This window comes from Sporomusa sp. GT1 (assembly GCF_014634905.1).
Lineage (GTDB): Bacteria > Bacillota > Negativicutes > Sporomusales > Sporomusaceae > Sporomusa > Sporomusa sphaeroides.
Genome location: NZ_BMBX01000001.1, coordinates 272,532 through 289,645, shown reverse-complemented (window position 1 = coordinate 289,645; position 17,114 = coordinate 272,532). Strand labels below are relative to the sequence as shown.

19 protein-coding genes and 1 tRNA gene are annotated in these 17,114 nt (G+C 44.2%); 16 read left to right on the top strand and 4 right to left on the bottom strand.

What is annotated here, in order from left to right; genetic code table 11:
• Positions 1–6 precede the first annotated feature (6 nt).
• The 7 genes from sigG (at position 7) to GT1_RS01500 (ending at position 6,970) form a co-directional block, all read left to right on the top strand.
• Positions 7–780 carry an RNA polymerase sporulation sigma factor SigG gene (gene sigG / locus GT1_RS01530; protein WP_075754923.1) on the top strand — a complete coding sequence of 258 codons (774 nt, stop codon included), beginning with the start codon at positions 7–9 and terminating at the stop codon, positions 778–780.
• Between the two features lie 30 nt (positions 781–810).
• On the top strand, positions 811–1,422 hold the full coding sequence (gene spoIIR, locus GT1_RS01525; protein ID WP_188396870.1) for a stage II sporulation protein R: 612 nt from the start codon (positions 811–813) through the stop codon (positions 1,420–1,422).
• Between the two features lie 80 nt (positions 1,423–1,502).
• Positions 1,503–1,760: a YlmC/YmxH family sporulation protein gene (locus GT1_RS01520; RefSeq protein ID WP_075754927.1), complete on the top strand. Its 258-nt coding sequence runs from the start codon at positions 1,503–1,505 to the stop codon at positions 1,758–1,760.
• A 268-nt stretch (positions 1,761–2,028) separates the two neighbouring features.
• Positions 2,029–2,493, top strand: a complete 465-nt coding sequence (nrdR, locus tag GT1_RS01515) for a transcriptional regulator NrdR (RefSeq protein WP_075754929.1) — start codon at positions 2,029–2,031, stop codon at positions 2,491–2,493.
• Between the two features lie 21 nt (positions 2,494–2,514).
• A complete protein-coding gene (nrdD, locus tag GT1_RS01510) occupies positions 2,515–4,527 on the top strand; it encodes an anaerobic ribonucleoside-triphosphate reductase (RefSeq protein WP_188396869.1) in 2,013 nt (670 codons plus the stop codon).
• Between the two features lie 102 nt (positions 4,528–4,629).
• Positions 4,630–5,166, top strand: coding sequence for an anaerobic ribonucleoside-triphosphate reductase activating protein (nrdG, locus tag GT1_RS01505; protein ID WP_188396867.1), 537 nt, complete (start codon positions 4,630–4,632; stop codon positions 5,164–5,166).
• Between the two features lie 73 nt (positions 5,167–5,239).
• Positions 5,240–6,970 carry a TIGR03960 family B12-binding radical SAM protein gene (locus GT1_RS01500; protein WP_188396865.1) on the top strand — a complete coding sequence of 577 codons (1,731 nt, stop codon included), beginning with the start codon at positions 5,240–5,242 and terminating at the stop codon, positions 6,968–6,970.
• Positions 6,971–7,087: 117 nt separating this feature from the next.
• Here the strand turns inward: GT1_RS01500 and GT1_RS01495 are convergent, their stop codons facing one another.
• Together GT1_RS01495 and GT1_RS01490 are read right to left on the bottom strand one after the other, a co-directional pair.
• Positions 7,088–7,372 (bottom strand): hypothetical protein, encoded by a 285-nt coding sequence (locus tag GT1_RS01495; RefSeq protein ID WP_188396863.1) that lies wholly within the window; start codon positions 7,370–7,372, stop codon positions 7,088–7,090.
• Between the two features lie 332 nt (positions 7,373–7,704).
• A tRNA-Pro gene (locus GT1_RS01490) sits at positions 7,705–7,781 on the bottom strand.
• Positions 7,782–7,948: 167 nt separating this feature from the next.
• Here GT1_RS01490 and GT1_RS01485 point away from each other — a divergent pair.
• The 4 genes from GT1_RS01485 to GT1_RS01470 all read left to right on the top strand — a co-directional run bounded on the left by GT1_RS01485 (position 7,949) and on the right by GT1_RS01470 (position 10,460).
• Positions 7,949–8,662 (top strand): NlpC/P60 family protein, encoded by a 714-nt coding sequence (locus GT1_RS01485; RefSeq protein WP_188396861.1) that lies wholly within the window; start codon positions 7,949–7,951, stop codon positions 8,660–8,662.
• Between the two features lie 201 nt (positions 8,663–8,863).
• A complete protein-coding gene (gene rsmD / locus GT1_RS01480; RefSeq protein WP_188396859.1) occupies positions 8,864–9,436 on the top strand; it encodes a 16S rRNA (guanine(966)-N(2))-methyltransferase RsmD in 573 nt (190 codons plus the stop codon).
• A gap of 34 nt (positions 9,437–9,470) precedes the next feature.
• Positions 9,471–9,956 (top strand): pantetheine-phosphate adenylyltransferase, encoded by a 486-nt coding sequence (gene coaD, locus GT1_RS01475; RefSeq protein WP_188396857.1) that lies wholly within the window; start codon positions 9,471–9,473, stop codon positions 9,954–9,956.
• A 42-nt stretch (positions 9,957–9,998) separates the two neighbouring features.
• Positions 9,999–10,460 (top strand): ATPase, encoded by a 462-nt coding sequence (locus tag GT1_RS01470; RefSeq protein WP_188396855.1) that lies wholly within the window; start codon positions 9,999–10,001, stop codon positions 10,458–10,460.
• A 91-nt stretch (positions 10,461–10,551) separates the two neighbouring features.
• Here the strand turns inward: GT1_RS01470 and ylbJ are convergent, their stop codons facing one another.
• Positions 10,552–11,802 (bottom strand): sporulation integral membrane protein YlbJ, encoded by a 1,251-nt coding sequence (gene ylbJ / locus GT1_RS01465; protein WP_188396853.1) that lies wholly within the window; start codon positions 11,800–11,802, stop codon positions 10,552–10,554.
• Positions 11,803–11,916: 114 nt separating this feature from the next.
• Here ylbJ and GT1_RS01460 point away from each other — a divergent pair, with 114 nt between their 5' ends.
• The gene (locus tag GT1_RS01460) at positions 11,917–12,711 is read left to right on the top strand and encodes a patatin-like phospholipase family protein (RefSeq protein WP_188396851.1); all 795 of its coding nucleotides are present in this window, start codon (positions 11,917–11,919) and stop codon (positions 12,709–12,711) included.
• Positions 12,712–12,738: 27 nt separating this feature from the next.
• Here GT1_RS01460 and GT1_RS01455 read toward each other — a convergent pair whose 3' ends face one another.
• The gene (locus tag GT1_RS01455; protein WP_223225990.1) at positions 12,739–13,998 is read right to left on the bottom strand and encodes a nucleotidyltransferase; all 1,260 of its coding nucleotides are present in this window, start codon (positions 13,996–13,998) and stop codon (positions 12,739–12,741) included.
• A 277-nt stretch (positions 13,999–14,275) separates the two neighbouring features.
• Here GT1_RS01455 and GT1_RS01450 point away from each other — a divergent pair, with 277 nt between their 5' ends.
• The 4 genes from GT1_RS01450 to fapR all read left to right on the top strand — a co-directional run bounded on the left by GT1_RS01450 (position 14,276) and on the right by fapR (position 17,103).
• Entirely contained in the window at positions 14,276–15,478 is a 1,203-nt protein-coding gene (locus GT1_RS01450) for an acetate/propionate family kinase (RefSeq protein WP_188396850.1), read from the top strand.
• Positions 15,479–15,659: 181 nt separating this feature from the next.
• Entirely contained in the window at positions 15,660–16,178 is a 519-nt protein-coding gene (locus GT1_RS01445; protein WP_188396848.1) for a DUF177 domain-containing protein, read from the top strand.
• 42 nt (positions 16,179–16,220) lie between these two features.
• Positions 16,221–16,397 (top strand): 50S ribosomal protein L32, encoded by a 177-nt coding sequence (gene rpmF, locus GT1_RS01440; protein ID WP_021167506.1) that lies wholly within the window; start codon positions 16,221–16,223, stop codon positions 16,395–16,397.
• A gap of 136 nt (positions 16,398–16,533) precedes the next feature.
• Entirely contained in the window at positions 16,534–17,103 is a 570-nt protein-coding gene (fapR, locus tag GT1_RS01435) for a transcription factor FapR (protein ID WP_188396846.1), read from the top strand.
• Positions 17,104–17,114: the final 11 nt, after the last annotated feature.

Here is a 17,114-nt window from a genome sequence, read left to right as displayed (position 1 = left end):
AACAACATGATTGTCAATAAAGTTGAGATATGTGGTGTAAATACAGCAAAGCTCCCGGTGCTTTCTGCCACTAAAATGCGCGAGCTGTTCGAAATAATGCAAGGCGGCGAGAGAGCCGCCCGTGAACAGCTAATCTATAGTAATCTGCGGCTTGTGCTTAGCGTAATTCAGCGATTTAACAACCGGGGCGAATATGTTGATGATTTATTCCAAGTTGGTTGTATCGGGTTAATGAAAGCCATTGACAACTTCGATTTATCGCAGAATGTTAAGTTCTCTACCTACGCGGTGCCGATGATTATTGGGGAAATCCGGCGTTATTTGCGAGATAATAATCCCATTAGAGTAAGCCGTTCGATGCGGGATATTGCCTACAAGGCGCTGCAAGTGCGCGATTCGCTGGTCAGCCGGTTTTCACGGGAGCCCTCCATTAGTGAGATTGCCAATGAGCTTAAAGTGCCAAGGGAAGAAATAATTTTTGCCCTTGATGCCATCCAAGAGCCCATTTCTTTGTTTGAACCCATCTATCATGATGGTGGTGACCCGATATTTGTGATGGATCAAATCAGCGACGACAAAAATCTGGATTTAAGCTGGCTTGAAGGTGTGGCTATTAAAGAGGCGCTGCGCAAACTGAGCGAGCGGGAAAAACATATTCTAACCTTACGATTCTTTGAAGGAAAAACTCAAATGGAAGTAGCCGAGGAAATCGGTATTTCTCAAGCCCAAGTGTCCCGTTTAGAAAAAGCAGCCTTAGGGCATATGCGCAAATATATTTAGGTTCTGCTGTGTGGGAGGCAATAGATAGTTATGAGGAGAAAACAAATAGTTAGATTTAAAATCGTGTTATTGGCAGTATTGTTTTGTTTTGTTGCCGGTGGCTGGGCGGTGCTTTTTTATCAGCACGAGCGAGGCGTCGCGCTGCCTAATCGGGGTGATTATGTGAGACTGCATATTTTAGCCAATAGTGACAGTATCGAAGATCAGCAGCTCAAGCTAAAAGTTCGTGATGCGGTGGTTGCGTATATAACCCCTTATGTCAAAGATGTTAGCGATGCTAAAGCAGCTGAAAATATTATTGCCAGCCACAAACAAGAGATTATCACACTGGCAAGAAAAACACTGCTGGACAACGGTGCCGATTATCCGGTTGCCGTACAATTGGGAATTTTTGCATTTCCTGTACGCTCCTATGGCAATCTGGTATTGCCTGCGGGCGATTATCAAGCTGTTCGTATTCTCTTAGGGCAGGCGGCAGGTCAAAACTGGTGGTGTGTATTATTTCCGCCACTGTGCTTTATTGATGGTGCTAACAAGGCTCTAGCCCCGCTGTCCTCGGCAAAAGAAACGGTTGGGCAGCAAGGCAGCGCAGCGCCTGTTCCTGAGGTACGCTGGAAAATTGTTGAATTCTTTAATAAATAAATATTTCAACACACATTTATCCCTTGTCCTTCATATAATTATTGTAGAATGTAAAGGTATGGGACGGAGGAGGGGGATAGATGTTAAAGACCAGCGATTTGAAATTGAAAGAAGTTATAAACGTAATTGACGGTAAACGGTTGGGTAATATTACAGATATAGAAATTGATGTTGAAACCGGGAGGCTTACCGCTATTGTTGTACCAGGAGTAGGCAAATTTTTAGGCCTATTTGGTCGCAATGAAGATGTGGTTATTCCTTGGGATAAAATTAATAAAATCGGAATGGACGTAATTTTAGTGGAAGCAGGTAGTTTTGGCGAGCTCAAACATGGCTGATAAAGGGAAACACAGCCTGCACCGAGCCTGTGGCGACGGTGGAAGTCGATGTTGATCCTGCTCTTAAGACAGCTATACTTTCTGTTAGGATAAAAAATCTCTAACCTGGTTATAGGTTAGAGATTTTTTTGCAATATTTTTCCCTTAAGCAGGAAAAACACAATATATGGCGTATATTTAATTTATGAAATACAATATATAGTAATGTGACCTGCGAAGCTATAAATATTATAGCACATTTTGCGGAGTAATCAAGGAGTGGATACATTTGCGCTGTCCATTTTGCGGAGTGATTGACAGCAAGGTTGTTGATTCAAGAGCTGCTGATGAAGGGAACTCTATTCGCCGACGCAGAGAGTGCTCAGTTTGCGTCCGCCGTTTTACCACTTATGAAGTGGTTGAGGAAATACCGTTGATGGTTATAAAAAAAGATGGTCGTCGGGAACGGTTTGACCGGGGCAAGCTATTAAACGGACTGTTGCGGGCGTGCGAAAAACGGCCAGTACCTATTGATACTATTGAGAGAGCTGTTAGTAAGGTAGAGAAGGACATTTATAATCATTCTGAGCGGGAGGTGTCTACCCGCCAGATTGGTGAGTCTGTAATGCAGCATCTCAAAGAGCTTGATCAGGTGGCTTATGTACGATTTGCTTCCGTATATCGCCAATTTGCTGATATTAATAACTTTGTGCAGGAACTTGAACTCCTAATGAAAACACAGCATAAGGAGTAAATTGAATATGGGGGAAGAGTCATGTTTATTAAAATAAAGAAACGGGATGGACGGGAAGCCGCTTTTGATGAAAGCAAAATAACGGAAGCTATTTATAAAGCTGCCAAGGCCGTGGGGGGAGCTGACCGGCAATTAGCTTTGGAGCTCACTCTTGAAGTGTTAAAGTTTTTAAAACAGAAATATAATGGCGGCGTATTTGGTGTGGAAGAGGTGCAAGATGCGGTTGAGAAGATTTTGATTGAGACAGGCCATGCTAAGACCGCTAAAGCCTACATTTTGCACAGGGACAAGCGTACCCGCCTGCGTGAAGCCAAGTCAGACCTTATGGATGCAGTTGGCGAAATTTTGGTGGAAACCAGTCGTGAAAACGCCAATGTATCTAATTCGCCATCAGCCAAGATGCTGCAAATCGCCAGTGCAGCCAGTAAGGCTTTTTATTTAAACCGGCTGATTCCGGAAAAGTTTGCTCAGGCTCATGTTAAAGGGGATTATCATATTCATGATCTGGACTTTTACGGAAAAACTTTGACTTGTGTGCAAATACCCTTAGGAAAGTTACTTCATAGTGGTTTTAACAATGGTCATGGTTTTATTCGTCAGCCTAAACGCCCGGCCTCAGCCACGGCGCTGGCAGCAATTATTTTGCAGAGCTCGCAAAATGACATGCATGGTGGCCAGTCATTTGCTTTTTTTGACCATGATATGGCTTCTTTTATGGAAAAAGCCAGCAATGAAGAAGTATACCAAGCAATGGAAGCGCTGATTTATAATTTAAACAGCATGCATTCACGGGCAGGTGCCCAAGTGCCTTTTTCCAGTCTTAACATAGGTACCGATACTTCACCGGCCGGGCGGGCCGTAATTAAAAATTTGCTGTTAGCCTATGAAAAAGGCTTAGGACGTGGTGAAAATCCCATCTTCCCCAATATTATCTTCCGCCTGCAAGAAGGAGTTAACTTTAATCCCGGCGATCCCAACTATGATTTATTTAAACTGGCTATCCGCGTTGCTGCCCAGCGCCTTAATCCTACCTTCAGTTTCATGGATTCTACCTTTAATAAGCCTTATGGGAATCAAGTGGGCTACATGGGCTGCCGTACCAGAGTAATGTCCAATCGTTGCGGTCCAGAGGTAACTGACGGGCGAGGCAACTTAAGCTTTACTACCATAAATTTACCGCGCCTGGCTATTAAAGCTGAACGAAATTTTATGAAGTTTTATGAGAGTCTGGCAGAACTTATTGATTTGACTTGTGAACAGTTATACCACCGTTTTCAGGTTCAGGCTCAACTAAAGGTTCGGGATATGCCGTTTCTAATGGGGCAAGGCCTTTATCTTGATTCAGATAAACTGAAAGCTAATGATTATATTGAAGATGTTATTAAAAATGGTACCCTGTCAGTTGGTTTTATTGGTTTGGCTGAGGCACTGACTGCTTTAAACGGTTATCATCATGGAGAAAATGAAGAGGCCCAAATTATGGGTGAAGAGATTGTGGCCTTTATGCGTGATAAGCTTGACCGGGCAGCTGAGCATTACGATCTGAATTATACGTTATTAGCCACGCCGGCTGAAGGTTTATCCGGGCGGTTTGTCAAGATGGATCTCCGGGAGTATGGTATTATTCCTGGGGTTACAGATAAAGAATATTACACGAATTCATTCCATATTCCTGTTAACTACCCGATCAGTGTTTTTGATAAAATTCGCATTGAAGGTGTGTATCACAAATATGCCAATGCCGGGCATATTAGTTATGTAGAATTTGCTGCGCCGCCTGTCAATAACCTGGGAGCTTTAGAAGAGATTATCCGCTATATGGGCAAATGTGATTTCGGCTATGCCGGCTTTAATTTCCCGGTGGATTTTTGTGAAGGCTGCGGCCATCTTGGCGTAATTGACACCGAAGAATGTCCCTCTTGCGGCACTACCAGTGTTCGCCGGGTTCGCCGCATTACCGGTTATCTGAGTACGGTGGACCGGTTTAATGATGCTAAGTTGAACGAATTAAACCAAAGAGTGCGGCATGTCTGAGGATGTTCGCTCGCTGGCGCTCGGAACTAAGCGATTCGCACAAATTTCCGCGTCGCTCGCGCTCCTAGAAATCCGGCTCACTGCTTAAAAGAAGGTGAATATATGGAAATTCGCATTGCCGGAATCACTGAAGAAAGTATTATGGATGGTCCGGGGTTGCGGTTGGTGATTTTTACGCAAGGCTGCCCGCACCGCTGCCCGGGTTGCCATAATGAAGATACGCATGATGTAAATGGCGGCTATCCTATTGCTGTGGAAGATCTTTTTAATCATATTAAACAACTCGCTGCCCGTAACAAGTTGTTACAGGGAGTAACCTTTTCGGGTGGCGAACCGTTTCTTCAGCCAAGGCCTTTGGCCCATCTGGCCAAACGGCTAAAAGCCCAGGGGCTGGATATTGTTACTTACAGTGGCTTTACTTTTGAGCAATTGACGGCCATGGCGGTAAAACGGAAAAGTATTGGGCAATTGCTTAAGTATACTGATCTTTTGGTTGACGGATTATATCGTGAGGTCGAACGGGATTTAGGCTTAGCCTTTAGGGGTTCCCGCAATCAACGCCTGATTGATACCAAAGCAACTCTGGCTGCTAACAAGGTAATACTCTGGGAGGATGCGGCAAAAAAACTTTGGGCGTAAAATTTAATGTATACTATTGTAATGTTATTAACAATAACTATTATAAGAGACATTACAGGTGGATGTGATTACTGTGACATGGCAATTAAAAGAGCGCTTGCAGAAAATAGTAGCAACTGAGCAGGGAACCATGAAATATGCGCCTGGGGCCCGCTCTCCCATGGCGCTTGTTTATCCGAATACCTACCATGTTGGGATGTCCAATCTTGGCTTGCATATCATTTACGAGCAAATAAACAGCCGGGGCGATACTGCCTGTGAACGGCTGTTTTTGCCTGATAAAAAAACCTTTGATGAATATATCCGGACAAATACACCGCTGTTAACTTTAGAAAATCAGCTGCCCTTATATGAATTTCCGCTCATTGCGTTTGCTGTTTCTTTTGAAATGGATTATTTCAATCTGCTTGCCATATTGGCAGCCGGTAAGGTTCCATTATTGGCTGCCGACAGGCAAGAGGGAGATCCGCTGGTTATTATCGGGGGTCCGTGCGCTACTTTTAACCCGGAACCATTGGCTGACTTTGTTGATGCCTGTATTATTGGTGAAGGTGAAGAAGTAATTCAGGAGTTTTTAGATTGCTATTATGATAGCCGTAAGTGTGGATTGGCACGCGAGGAATTATTATTACGCCTGGCACAAATTGAAGGCGTATATGTGCCGCGTTTTTACCAACCCAGATATAATGAGGCCGGGCTTATTGAGCGGTATGAGCGGCATGAAGCTGCGCCTGTCAGGGTAAACCGCCGCTATGTTAAAGATTTGGGCAGATATTCCGGGCAAACGGTTATTGTTACTGCTGATACAGAATTTAAGGATATGTATCTGATTGAAGTCGCCAGAGGCTGTGGCCGGCATTGCCGGTTTTGTATGGCAGGCTATTGTTTCCGTAATCCGCGGGTGCGGTCACTGACGCAAATTGCCGAAGGTGTGGACAAGGCTAAAGCGTTTCGTGCCAAAGTCGGTTTAATGGGGGCGGCGATTTCCGACTATCCTGAAATTGATAAGTTGTGCCAGTTGATTTTAGCTCAGGGGCTGACCCTGTCGGTTGCCTCACTGAGGGCTGACTCATTGACCGCTCCGCTGGTAGAGGCTTTGGCTGTCAGTGGCCATAGAACCATTACCTTGGCCCCGGAAGCCGGCAGTGAACGGATGCGTAAAATAATTAATAAGCAGATTAGCAACGAGCATATCTTCCAGGCAGTCAAGGCGGCGGTAACGGCCGGTATTCCTCATGTGAGGCTGTATATTATGGTTGGTTTGCCGGAGGAACAGGAACAGGACATAGAAGCGATTGTTGAAATGGCAGAGCAGATTAAGCTGTACATGGAATCTTTAGGCTGCAACGGCATGCTGACACTGAGTATTAACCCGTTTATTCCCAAACCGTTTACCCCCTTTCAGTGGTTGCCTATGGCTGCAATGTCAGAAGTTGCGGCTAAACTAAAATATATTCAAACTGCATTAAAGAAGCGGAAGGGAATTGAGACGCTGATTGAACAGCCTAAAGAAGCCTATATCCAAAGTGTGCTGGCGCGGGGTGACCGCAGGCTGGGACAAGTCTTGCTTGCCGCTGTGACTAAGGGTGGAGTGAAAGCCTGGAAGACGGCGCTAAAGACATATAATGTCGATGAAGATTTTTATTTGTACCGTTTTCGCGACGAAACGGAAGTTTTGCCATGGGACAACTTGCATATGGGTTTTCCAATGTCTTATTTATTGACAGAGTATCGCCAAGCTCAGGCAGAGAAATACACCTTGCCATGCAGTGCGGGGTGTAAAAGATGCGGTATATGCAAATGATAAATGGAGACTTGACTCAGATAGGGTTTTAACCCCATCTGAAAGCTATGCTTTCTGTTGGGACAAAAAACCGAAGCCATCGGCTTCGGTTAATTTTTTTTATCATTTTGATTATCATTAATGCTTTGGCTTGCGAAGCTGTGTACCGTCTATAATATCGATTACTGTAAAGAATAAGAAGAAGCCACAGATAACCTTTACCACGAACTTCAGACTGCCTAACACCGCGGCAAAAATGTACCACTCCCTCACTAACGGAGTAATGAGGAGCAAAATCATTAAAATCAATGATGATAAGAGAAATAATTGAGTAGCAGGATAATTTTTAAGCATGTGCTTCATCCTCCCTTTCTTATTCCCTCTCCTATTTTCATTATATTCTGTATTTTCTTTTTTGTCCATTCTGTTTATCTATTAATTTCATGAGATAACGAAAGCGGTTTAGCTGACGATTCAGAAGGAAAATGGTATCGCGAGCGGCTATGCAGCCCTGGGGCTGCTGCAGGGCTTTTACATCGGTCAGCGTTCCTGGCAGGTGGCAGTTTTATATTTGCAGCATAGTATATACGGGGAAATAACGGCAAACTAAAAAAACAAACATCTTGTAAATAATAACAAGATGTTTGTATATGCATCAGCATATTCATTTGTAACCTTCTGTTAATAGAATGCTTTGGTGATGCTCTGTTGTTGCCTTATCAAGCTTCGGGATGCCTGATATTACTGGATTTAACTGGTCGGGGCGACAGGATTCGAACCTGCGGCCTCTTAGTCCCGAACCAAGCGCGCTACCAAACTGCGCCACGCCCCGGCTCACAGTTACTAATTCTACCACGTGCATAATACTATGTCAACAGTCAGGGTCAGGTTTTTGAAGAAAATTTTGATATATCAGGTTTATGAGTCTTTAGTCCCAAAGGACTTTTCATACCAAGTGTCGAAATGTAAGAAAAAAATGGAAAGTGCGGAGGTATGTGTTTGAATTTAGTTAAAACGATTTTTTTGGTTCTTAGCTGTGCCTTCTTTTTGCTGGCGACACCCGGCAATATAGCTCAGGCGTCTGGCCAGGATCTACCTGTTTTACAACAAGGTGACACCAATGATGCCATTTATACGCTGCAGGCAGAATTAAAAAAGATAGGTTTCTATCAATACAATGTTGACGGTAATTTTGGTTCGCTTACGAAGCTGGCAGTTATTCAATTTCAACAGACTGTCGGTATTGAGGACGATGGTGTGGTTGGTTCGGAAACCTGGCTGGCGCTGCAAAATTATTTAGGGAATAATCATGCAGCAAGCCGAGGTAAGTTTGACCGAAACACCGGACAGCAAATTGCTGGTTTGGCTCAGCAATTTTTAGGAGTTCCCTATGTATGGGCTGGTTCAGCCCCAACCGGATTTGATTGTTCCGGCTTTGTTTACTATATATACAGTCGTTACGGTATTTCCCTGCCGAGAATGGCGGACGAACAATATAATATTGGTCATCGTGTACCACCAAACGCCATTCAGCCTGGTGACTTAGTTTTTTACAGCACCTATATTCCGGGTCCTTCTCATGTCGGTATATATGTGGGTAATGGTCAATTTATTCATGCTAGTTCCGGTGCCGGCGAGGTAACCTTGACCGCTATGTCTAAGCCCTATTATCAGGCAAGATTTTTAGGAGCTTTCCGTGTAGTAAATAAATGAGAGTGAAGAATAGCCGGATATCTCCGGTTATTTTTTGTTTGCCCGGAGTGCAGGCGGGAATAATACTAATATATATATAGTTAGCACATTATATATATAAGAAAAACATGTAAAATATTTTTTAGCAAAAAGTGTTATACGGGTTTAAATGTGCTAAAATATCTATGGTAAACTGAATTTTAGCCACAAATTGAGGTAGATATGCGGATTATAACCGGAATTGCGAAAGGGACCAGGCTCAAAGCACCGAAAGGTCTTGATGTGCGTCCTACTGCGGATCGAGTCAAAGAATCAATATTTAATATTATTATTAACTTAGAATTGCCAACTGCTGAGGGTGCGGTAGCTGGTGCCCATGTGCTGGATTTGTTTGCCGGCACAGGCAATCTGGGGTTAGAAGCTCTTAGCCGCGGGGCAGCGCATGCGCTGTTTATCGATCATAGTCAGCATAGTCTTGCGGCTATAAAAGACAATATTCATACGGCAAAATTGAGTGAAAAGACCGAAATCTGGCGGGGTGACTCGGTTAAGGCAATTGATAAGTTAAGTCAGCTGGGTCGGACGTTCAGGCTTATATTTATAGACCCTCCTTATAACCAGGGACTTGTTTCTGCTGTGCTTCTCAAGCTTGATACAACCGGTGTTGCAGAAGCTGGGGGACTCATTGTTGTTGAACATTCCAAACATGAACCGATAACTACTCAATGGCAGCATCTCAAGTTAATTCGTACCGAGCGCTATGGAGAAACGGTCGTAACTTTTTTGATGCGTTAATATGCGACACTAATTTGCTACAGGAGGAGCCAATATGCGGATAGGAGTTTGCCCAGGCAGTTTTGATCCGGTTAGTAACGGGCATCTGGATATTTTTCTGCGATCCAGCAAAATGTTTGATTTAGTGATTGCCGCGGTTTTTCATAATCCTAATAAAAAGCCGCTGTTTACCATGGAAGAACGGGTAGATATGCTAACCTTGGCGACACAAGGTATACCCAACATTAAAGTAGATAGCTTTTCCGGCCTTCTAAACGACTATGTACGGCGTCAGAACAGTACCTTTATTGTCAGGGGCTTACGGGCGCTGAGTGACTTTGAATATGAATTTCAACGGGCACTGCTCATCAAGAAAATCGATCCCGATATGGAAACGATTTTTATGATGACCAGTAGCGATTATTCGTTCATTAGCTCAAGCGGCATTAAGGAGTTAGCGAGATTTGGCGGACCAATTACAGGATTGGTGCCTGCATGCTTAGAAGAAAAAATAGTAAAAAGAATTCGTGAAAAAGGCTAGACGTGAAAAAAGCTAGATTTGTTATGGGGAAGGGAGAAAGTTATGACTATTGAGAAATTGCTTGATGACATGGAGACCCTGCTGGTTGAGGCCGCCCGCGTACCTTTTACTAATAAAAGAGTCATCGAAGAAGATGATTTGGCCAAATTTTTAGATGACCTGCGTGAACTGATGCCGAAAGAGCTTGATGAAGCTAAACATATTATTGCCGAGCGGCAGCGCATTCTTGATGAGGCACAGAAAGAAGCGCAAAGTATTGTGGAACAGGCTAAAACCTATTGTATTAAGCTTACCGATGAGAACCTGATAAATAAACAGGCGCAGGAGCAGGCTAATGAACTTGTTATGCAGGCCCGTAAAACAGCTAAAGATTTACAGTCCGATGCGGTCAGCTATGCTGATGAAGTATTTAAGCATGTATTGGTTCACCTGGAAAGAACACTTGATGTAGTTCAGCAAGGCCATCGCGAGTTACAACAAAACCAAAAAAGCCAGGATAAATAAAGTGGCATGGCGATGCAGAATTTTTAGCTGCGTTGCTTTTAATGCAGAAGAATATTTTTCTTACAGACAAAGAAGAAAGGAGCTATGCTCCTTATCTTTTTACATACCCATATATTTCTCTGCAGAGGTGAAAAGCGATCGATAGTGCTATCATAATGCTCAGCAATATTCCGATCTGATAGGTAGTTTGTTCGATTCTGGTCAGCCATAAGCTCCAGGTATTGCTTTGAGCAATATTCATCGATACCGGCAGGACCAATAGTTTGGTAAACTGCTCTCCCGGGCCGAGTAATAACACAGTAATTCCAGCGGCCAGCACAGCGTGCAGCAACCGGCCTACCATGTACGGAATCATACGTATGCCTGACTCGATAACAATACTGGCTACCTGGCCATGAACTGAAAGGCCGCTCCAGGCGATGATTGCACTGGCGATAACAACCTTTTGATCAAGTGGGGCAACAGCTTGGCTGGCAGCCAATGTGCCCAGATCAATTTCCAGCAAGCCGCTTACCAATGCCGGAGCTAAGCTGGTGCTGTAACCGATAACTCCCAGCATTGCGGCAAACATGCTTGTAAGGATATCGGTAATACCGACAATGGTCATAATACGGATAAATACCGAGAAAACAATGATAAAGCCACCAATCAGCAGGATGGTATTCATCGAAGATTTGACCGCATCACCAAGCAATTGGCCGGGTGAGCGCTTATCTTCCTGTCTGGCATTATACAAAGCCCGAAACGCACGAATAATGATATTGCCGCGTACTGCCGGACCCTCTTGGGTGTAATTATCCCGGTCCCGTCCGTGAAACCTGAAGATTATTCCCACAAAAAAACTGGATATGTAGTGGGCCAAGGCAATGGTAGCACCTAATTCGGGCATACCAAACATACCTACAGCTACTGCGCCTACCATAAACAGCGGATCGGCCGTATTAGTGAAGGAGAGCAGCCGCTCAGCTTCGACGGCACTACATAATTGATTCTTGCGAAATTTGCAGGTGATTACAGCATCCATTGGGTAGCCGGAAGCAAGACCCATGGACATGGCAAAGGCTCCGACACCGGGAACATTGAATATCGGCCTCATCAGGGGTTCGAGTAGCACGCCGATGAAATGAACAACTCCAAGCCCCATAAGTATTTCTGACAAAATGAAAAAAGGCAGCAGGGCGGGAAAAACAACATTCCACCATAAATTTAAACCCATAATAGCTGAATCAAAGGCATCTTTGGGATATGTCACCATAGCGATAGTTATAAATACCGTACAAAAGGCCATGCAATAGGCTAATAATCGTGAACGATAACGCTTGCCACTGCCCCAAATCCGCATATACTAATCTCCTCCTCCAAGCCGTGCGGTTTGATAATATATATATTGACAAGGCAGAGGTAATATAACTAAAATACGGTGCAAATACTGCGTAGTTGTATTGGAGGGATGATGATGCCGCCAAAAATAGGTCTGGCTCTGGGGTCAGGTGGGCTGAGGGGGATTGCTCATATTGGCGTCCTTAAAGTATTGGAAAAGCATAATATTCCTGTAGATTATATTGCCGGCTGTAGTATTGGCAGTCTGATAGGTGCTTTGTACACGGCCGGGCTTGATCCTGAAACCATGTTTAAACTGGCCAAAAATCTAAAAAAGCGTCACTGGCTGGATTTTGTTATACCACAGATGGGGATGGTTTCCGGTGAACGGGCGCTGGCAACTATCCGGCTCTTAACAAAACAAAAAACCTTTGCCGAGCTAAAAACTCCTTTGGCAGTTGTAGCAACAGAGCTAAATAGCGGGAGGGAAGTTGTTTTTACCGAGGGGGATGTTGCCCAAGCCGTGAGGGCCAGTATTTCTGTGCCGGGTGTCTTTATTCCTTTTACCATCGATGGTAAATTATTTGTCGACGGTGCTGTTATAAATCCTACTCCGATCGACACTGTCCGGAATATGGGGGCCGATGTTGTTATCGCTGTTGACTTGGCTCATGCAGGTACGATAACCAATATCAGCAATATGTTTGACGTAATTATTCAATCCATCGATATCATGGAAAGGGAATTGTGCAAGCATCGCCAGCATCATTGTGATGTGCTTATTCAGCCAGATGTGGGCAGCTTTTCGCCCAGCTCTTTCGAGACGATGGATGAGTGTGCACTGGCTGGTGAAGTTGCCGCCGAGTCGGTTATTCCGGAAATCAAAAAAATATTGGCTAGTCTGCCAAGTCTAAAGCCATTGGATGAATAAGAACACTGTGGATTTGGGCTTGGCGGACTACTCGTCTGCAATGTACAGAGGAGAAGTCTGATAATCCTGATTGCCTGCCCGCCACAGAGGATTAGGAAATCCCAAGGCATATATGTCTGTTGCGCTAATATCACGGGCTAACATAGCTTGCAGCGGCGATAGGCTGTTAGGCGTCTGTTGTTTGCTGGTAAGATAATGCGCAGTTTTTGTTATTAGCGGTATTGTGGCCTGCTGGGAAATTTCTTTGAGTAAGCGGCGTCCATTGCTGTTAAATGCCAATATACGGGCATATAAGGGGCCAGACTGGTCAAATTGTGCCAGTTGGTCTTTGGTGGTTTCTAACAGTGCGTGGACTATGATTCTTTGCAGACGGGTTATGGTATAGCGTTTACTTTTGCTATATGCCAATAGTTCCTGGACAGTAGTGGCTTTGAAGGCAGCCTGGTTTATTTTATTATGGAGGCCTTCTGTGATGTCAGGCAATCCGGCCAGCGCATCCAGGCGCATGGCTCTGATTTTGGCTAAAATAATATTGCTAAAATCTGCTAAGGTTACAGGGACCTTTCCAGTACTGATCAATTCGTTAATCTGCCGGGCACAGCTTGGCGGGAGTGCTTGCCAGGCCGTACTGCCGGGAGACAATGCACCCTTTTGGAGAATGGCCGCCCTGATAGCTGTAGCGCTGGCAATAGGAGAAGTAATCAGGCTATCATGGTAATCGGCCGCAAGACGCTTAAGCGGCAAAGGGACAAGCTGGGGAGCATAGGTATTAATTGCCCGTACATATTCAATGGCCAAGAGATTATTAGGGGATTGAAACAGACCTGCATCAACGCTTGCGCTTGCCGATACGGCTGCTGCAAGGCTGGCGGCATATGTCTGACCGGTTTTCATTTGTTCACGCATTGCAGTAATGACAGCCGGTTGGTTTAACGCGTTTGCTGCTGCCGCTAGCTTTGCCATATCCGGCATTTCTGCACCAAAGCAGACATGGCTGACAACTCCTAAATGATTAAGCAGCCGAATGCCGCCGGTTGCAAAGTATTGGGCACTGCGTACCGAAAACACTACCGGGAGTTCGACGATCAAATCGACACCAGCCTTAACAGCCATGGCAGCCCGAGACCATTTATCAGTCATGGCCGGTTCGCCCCGCTGCGTAAAATTGCCGCTCATGACCCCGATCGCAAATGGTGCGCCTGAAATTCGTTTGGCTTCGTTTAGATGCCATAAATGACCATTGTGGAAGGGATTGTATTCTACAATCAGACCGACTGCTTTCATCATTACATATCACCCTGTATTCATTGTATTGTTTTATTATATAGCATCTAAAGCAGAATTACTGCAGCTAAACGTCATCTTGGAATGTTAATGGCGGCAATACTGCAAAAAAACTTTCCGGATTTTATGCATTTGTGAATTTTTTTATTAAATAAGTTTTTCCTGATGAAGGGAAACTAAGGCACGCGTCGAAAACATAAAAATTGTTAGAGAATGAGTTGGCTTATGAATCGTGGTCTGACAGAAAAAAACATACCCAAGAAATAAGGAGGATTTTGTTGTGAAAGTTTTAGTTGTCAATTGTGGAAGTTCCTCAATTAAGTACCAGTTGGTTAATATGAATGATGAGTCGGTTTTGGCCAAAGGTTTGGTGGAACGTATTGGCCTTGATGGTTCGATCCTGACTCATCAGCCGGAAGGCAAAGACAAAGTGGTAATTAATGCCGATATCAAAAACCATAGCATTGGAATTAAGCTGGTTATCGAAGCTCTTACTGATGCAAAGCATGGTGTAATCACTGATATGAAAGAAATTGCGGCCGTTGGACACCGGGTTGTACACGGCGGTGAAAAATTTGCTGATTCTGTGTTGATTACTCCGGCGGTAATGGACGCTCTGGAAGCATGCATTGAAATGGCACCATTACATAACCCACCCAACATTATGGGGATAAATGCTTGTGCCGAAATCATGCCAGGCGTTCCTCAGGTAGCTGTTTTTGATACTGCTTTTCACCAAACAATGCCTAAACATGCATTTCTTTATGCTTTACCTTATGAAGCCTATGAGAAATATGGCATTAGACGTTATGGCTTCCATGGTACTTCCCATAAATATGTTTCACAACAGGCTGCAGACCTCATGGGCGAATCGATAACCAATCTGCGTATTATTACCTGTCATTTAGGAAACGGTGCCAGCATTGCCGCTGTTAAGCATGGTAAATGCATTGATACCAGCATGGGCTTCACACCGCTTGAGGGTCTGGTAATGGGAACCCGCTGCGGCGGCATTGATCCTGCTATTATTCCTTTCTTAATGAAGAAAGAAGGCATGACCGCCGAACAAATCGACAGCTATCTTAATAAAAAATCCGGTGTACTTGGGGTTTCCGGCGTATCAAGTGATTTCCGTGATATTGAAGATGCTGCTAATTCCGGCAATGACCGTTCAGAACTGGCGTTGGAAATGTTTGCTTACAGAGTGCGTAATTTCATTGGTTCCTATACTGCCGCCATGGGTGGTGTTGATGCTATTGTGTTCACTGCCGGTCTTGGTGAAAACTCTATCACTATGCGCGAAAAAATCTGCACCGGCCTGGAATTCCTTGGCACCAAAATTGACCCTGTCAAAAATAATGTTCGCGGCAAAGCGCAAGAAATCAGTGTTGATGGCGCTCAAGTTAAGATTTTTGTTATCCCGACCAACGAAGAACTTGTTATCGCCCGGGATACCAAAACAATTTGCAGCAAACTTGCATAACCACCATACAACCTTCGCATGATAGGCAGGGGACATTTTGTTCCCTGCTTTTCTTTACACCGCTCCGGGTATAAGGGCAACATCGGCTTCTGCCTTCGCTGACGCTCGTCACAAGCCGTGTTTTCTTTATTTCTTGACAAACTTTCGGGGGGTCGATATAATAGATGAAGGTTGGTGGAAAATGATGAAAATTAACATAGCACAGTTAAAAAAAGAGCTTGGGGGTACCCAAACTTTTTCTTTCCAAACTTCGGTTGACGAACTTGCCCTTAACCAGCGGGAAGAAGCCTGGACTGATACTGTCCTGGTTGACGGTGTGGTTGCCAATAAGGGAACCTATTACGAAATAACCGGAACCATCCATGCTACTCTGAAGGAATCCTGCAGCCGGTGCCTGGAATCTGTGGTTAGTGTACTTACCATTCCTTTTAGTGAAAAAATCAAGGAAACCGGTCTGGCAGAAACAGGCGAAGATTCCGAGTTTGAATTTAGCTGTTTTACTGGTGATGAAATGGAGATCACTGACTTAATTCGTGAGAATATTTTGTTGGCCAAGCCGTTGAAACCAGTGTGCAGTGAGAACTGTCGTGGTCTATGTCCCGAGTGCGGGGCCAACCTAAACATAAGCACCTGCGGCTGTAATCCGATTAAAATCGATCCAAGGCTTGCGGTTTTAGAAAAACTCTTGTCCAAGGACTAAGGTTATGCAGGTTGGCCAATTTTGTTAAGGAGGTGGAAACAAATGGCAGTACCTAAGCGTAAAATGTCTAAAGCTCGCCGTGATAAGCGTCGTGCTAATTGGAAACTTACTATTCCAGGTTTAGTTGAATGTCCTCAATGTCACGAAAAGAAGATGCCTCACCGTGTGTGTCCTGAATGTGGTCATTATAATGGTAAAGTTGTGGTTCAAGCAGAATAAAAAAATAAGCAGTGAGCAAGATAAAAGGCAATTAAATTTATCTTGCTCACTTTTTTACTTGCAATGTTGGTAGCAAGTAGCTATAATTAATACTATCAATTGGTATTATAAGTTGCTGATAAAATTAGGTGATGTTATGGCTCGGGTCCAAAAAAAAATACGCCAGGAGAAATTGAAAGAGAAGTTGTTAACAACACCTTTTCTTACAGATGAAGAACTGGCAGCCTATTTGAAAGTTAGCGTGCAAACCATTCGGCTTGACCGGCTGGAACTTGGTATACCCGAGCTTAGGGAACGTACCAAGCAGATGGCCGAGGAAGCCCGGAACAAGCTTAAAACCATTGCCAGTGCGGATGTTATTGGTGATCTGATTGACCTGGAGTTAGGGAAGTCAGGGATATCGCTGATGACAGTAACGCCGGAAATGGTATTTGAGAAAACAAAAGTTGCACGGGGGCATTATATCTTCGCTCAGGCGAATTCTTTGGCGTTGGCAATTATTGATGCGCCCTTGGCCGTAACCGGGGTTGCGAATATCAAATATAAGATTGCCGTGCGTGAAGGGGAAAAATTGGTAGCCAAAGCAGAGAATATTAAAAAAAGAGGCAATAAATATTTTATTTGGGTAAAAACTAGAAATGATAGCCAAGAAGTATTTCGTGCTAAATTTATTATGGTTTCCATGGATGCTGATTTGCCTAAATAACAAAGTATTAG

Excerpts from the sequence above, each read along its gene's own strand:
- sigG (WP_075754923.1), top strand. The coding sequence starts at position 7 with ATGATTGTCAATAAAGTTGAGATATGTGGTGTAAATACAGCAAAGCTC.
- spoIIR (WP_188396870.1), top strand. The coding sequence starts at position 811 with ATGAGGAGAAAACAAATAGTTAGATTTAAAATCGTGTTATTGGCAGTA.
- GT1_RS01520 (WP_075754927.1), top strand. The coding sequence starts at position 1,503 with ATGTTAAAGACCAGCGATTTGAAATTGAAAGAAGTTATAAACGTAATT.
- nrdD (WP_188396869.1), top strand. The coding sequence starts at position 2,515 with ATGTTTATTAAAATAAAGAAACGGGATGGACGGGAAGCCGCTTTTGAT.
- nrdG (WP_188396867.1), top strand. The coding sequence starts at position 4,630 with ATGGAAATTCGCATTGCCGGAATCACTGAAGAAAGTATTATGGATGGT.
- GT1_RS01495 (WP_188396863.1), bottom strand. The coding sequence starts at position 7,372 with ATGGACAAAAAAGAAAATACAGAATATAATGAAAATAGGAGAGGGAAT.
- rsmD (WP_188396859.1), top strand. The coding sequence starts at position 8,864 with ATGCGGATTATAACCGGAATTGCGAAAGGGACCAGGCTCAAAGCACCG.
- coaD (WP_188396857.1), top strand. The coding sequence starts at position 9,471 with ATGCGGATAGGAGTTTGCCCAGGCAGTTTTGATCCGGTTAGTAACGGG.
- GT1_RS01470 (WP_188396855.1), top strand. The coding sequence starts at position 9,999 with ATGACTATTGAGAAATTGCTTGATGACATGGAGACCCTGCTGGTTGAG.
- ylbJ (WP_188396853.1), bottom strand. The coding sequence starts at position 11,802 with ATGCGGATTTGGGGCAGTGGCAAGCGTTATCGTTCACGATTATTAGCC.
- GT1_RS01460 (WP_188396851.1), top strand. The coding sequence starts at position 11,917 with ATGCCGCCAAAAATAGGTCTGGCTCTGGGGTCAGGTGGGCTGAGGGGG.
- GT1_RS01455 (WP_223225990.1), bottom strand. The coding sequence starts at position 13,998 with ATGATGAAAGCAGTCGGTCTGATTGTAGAATACAATCCCTTCCACAAT.
- GT1_RS01445 (WP_188396848.1), top strand. The coding sequence starts at position 15,660 with ATGATGAAAATTAACATAGCACAGTTAAAAAAAGAGCTTGGGGGTACC.
- rpmF (WP_021167506.1), top strand. The coding sequence starts at position 16,221 with ATGGCAGTACCTAAGCGTAAAATGTCTAAAGCTCGCCGTGATAAGCGT.
- fapR (WP_188396846.1), top strand. The coding sequence starts at position 16,534 with ATGGCTCGGGTCCAAAAAAAAATACGCCAGGAGAAATTGAAAGAGAAG.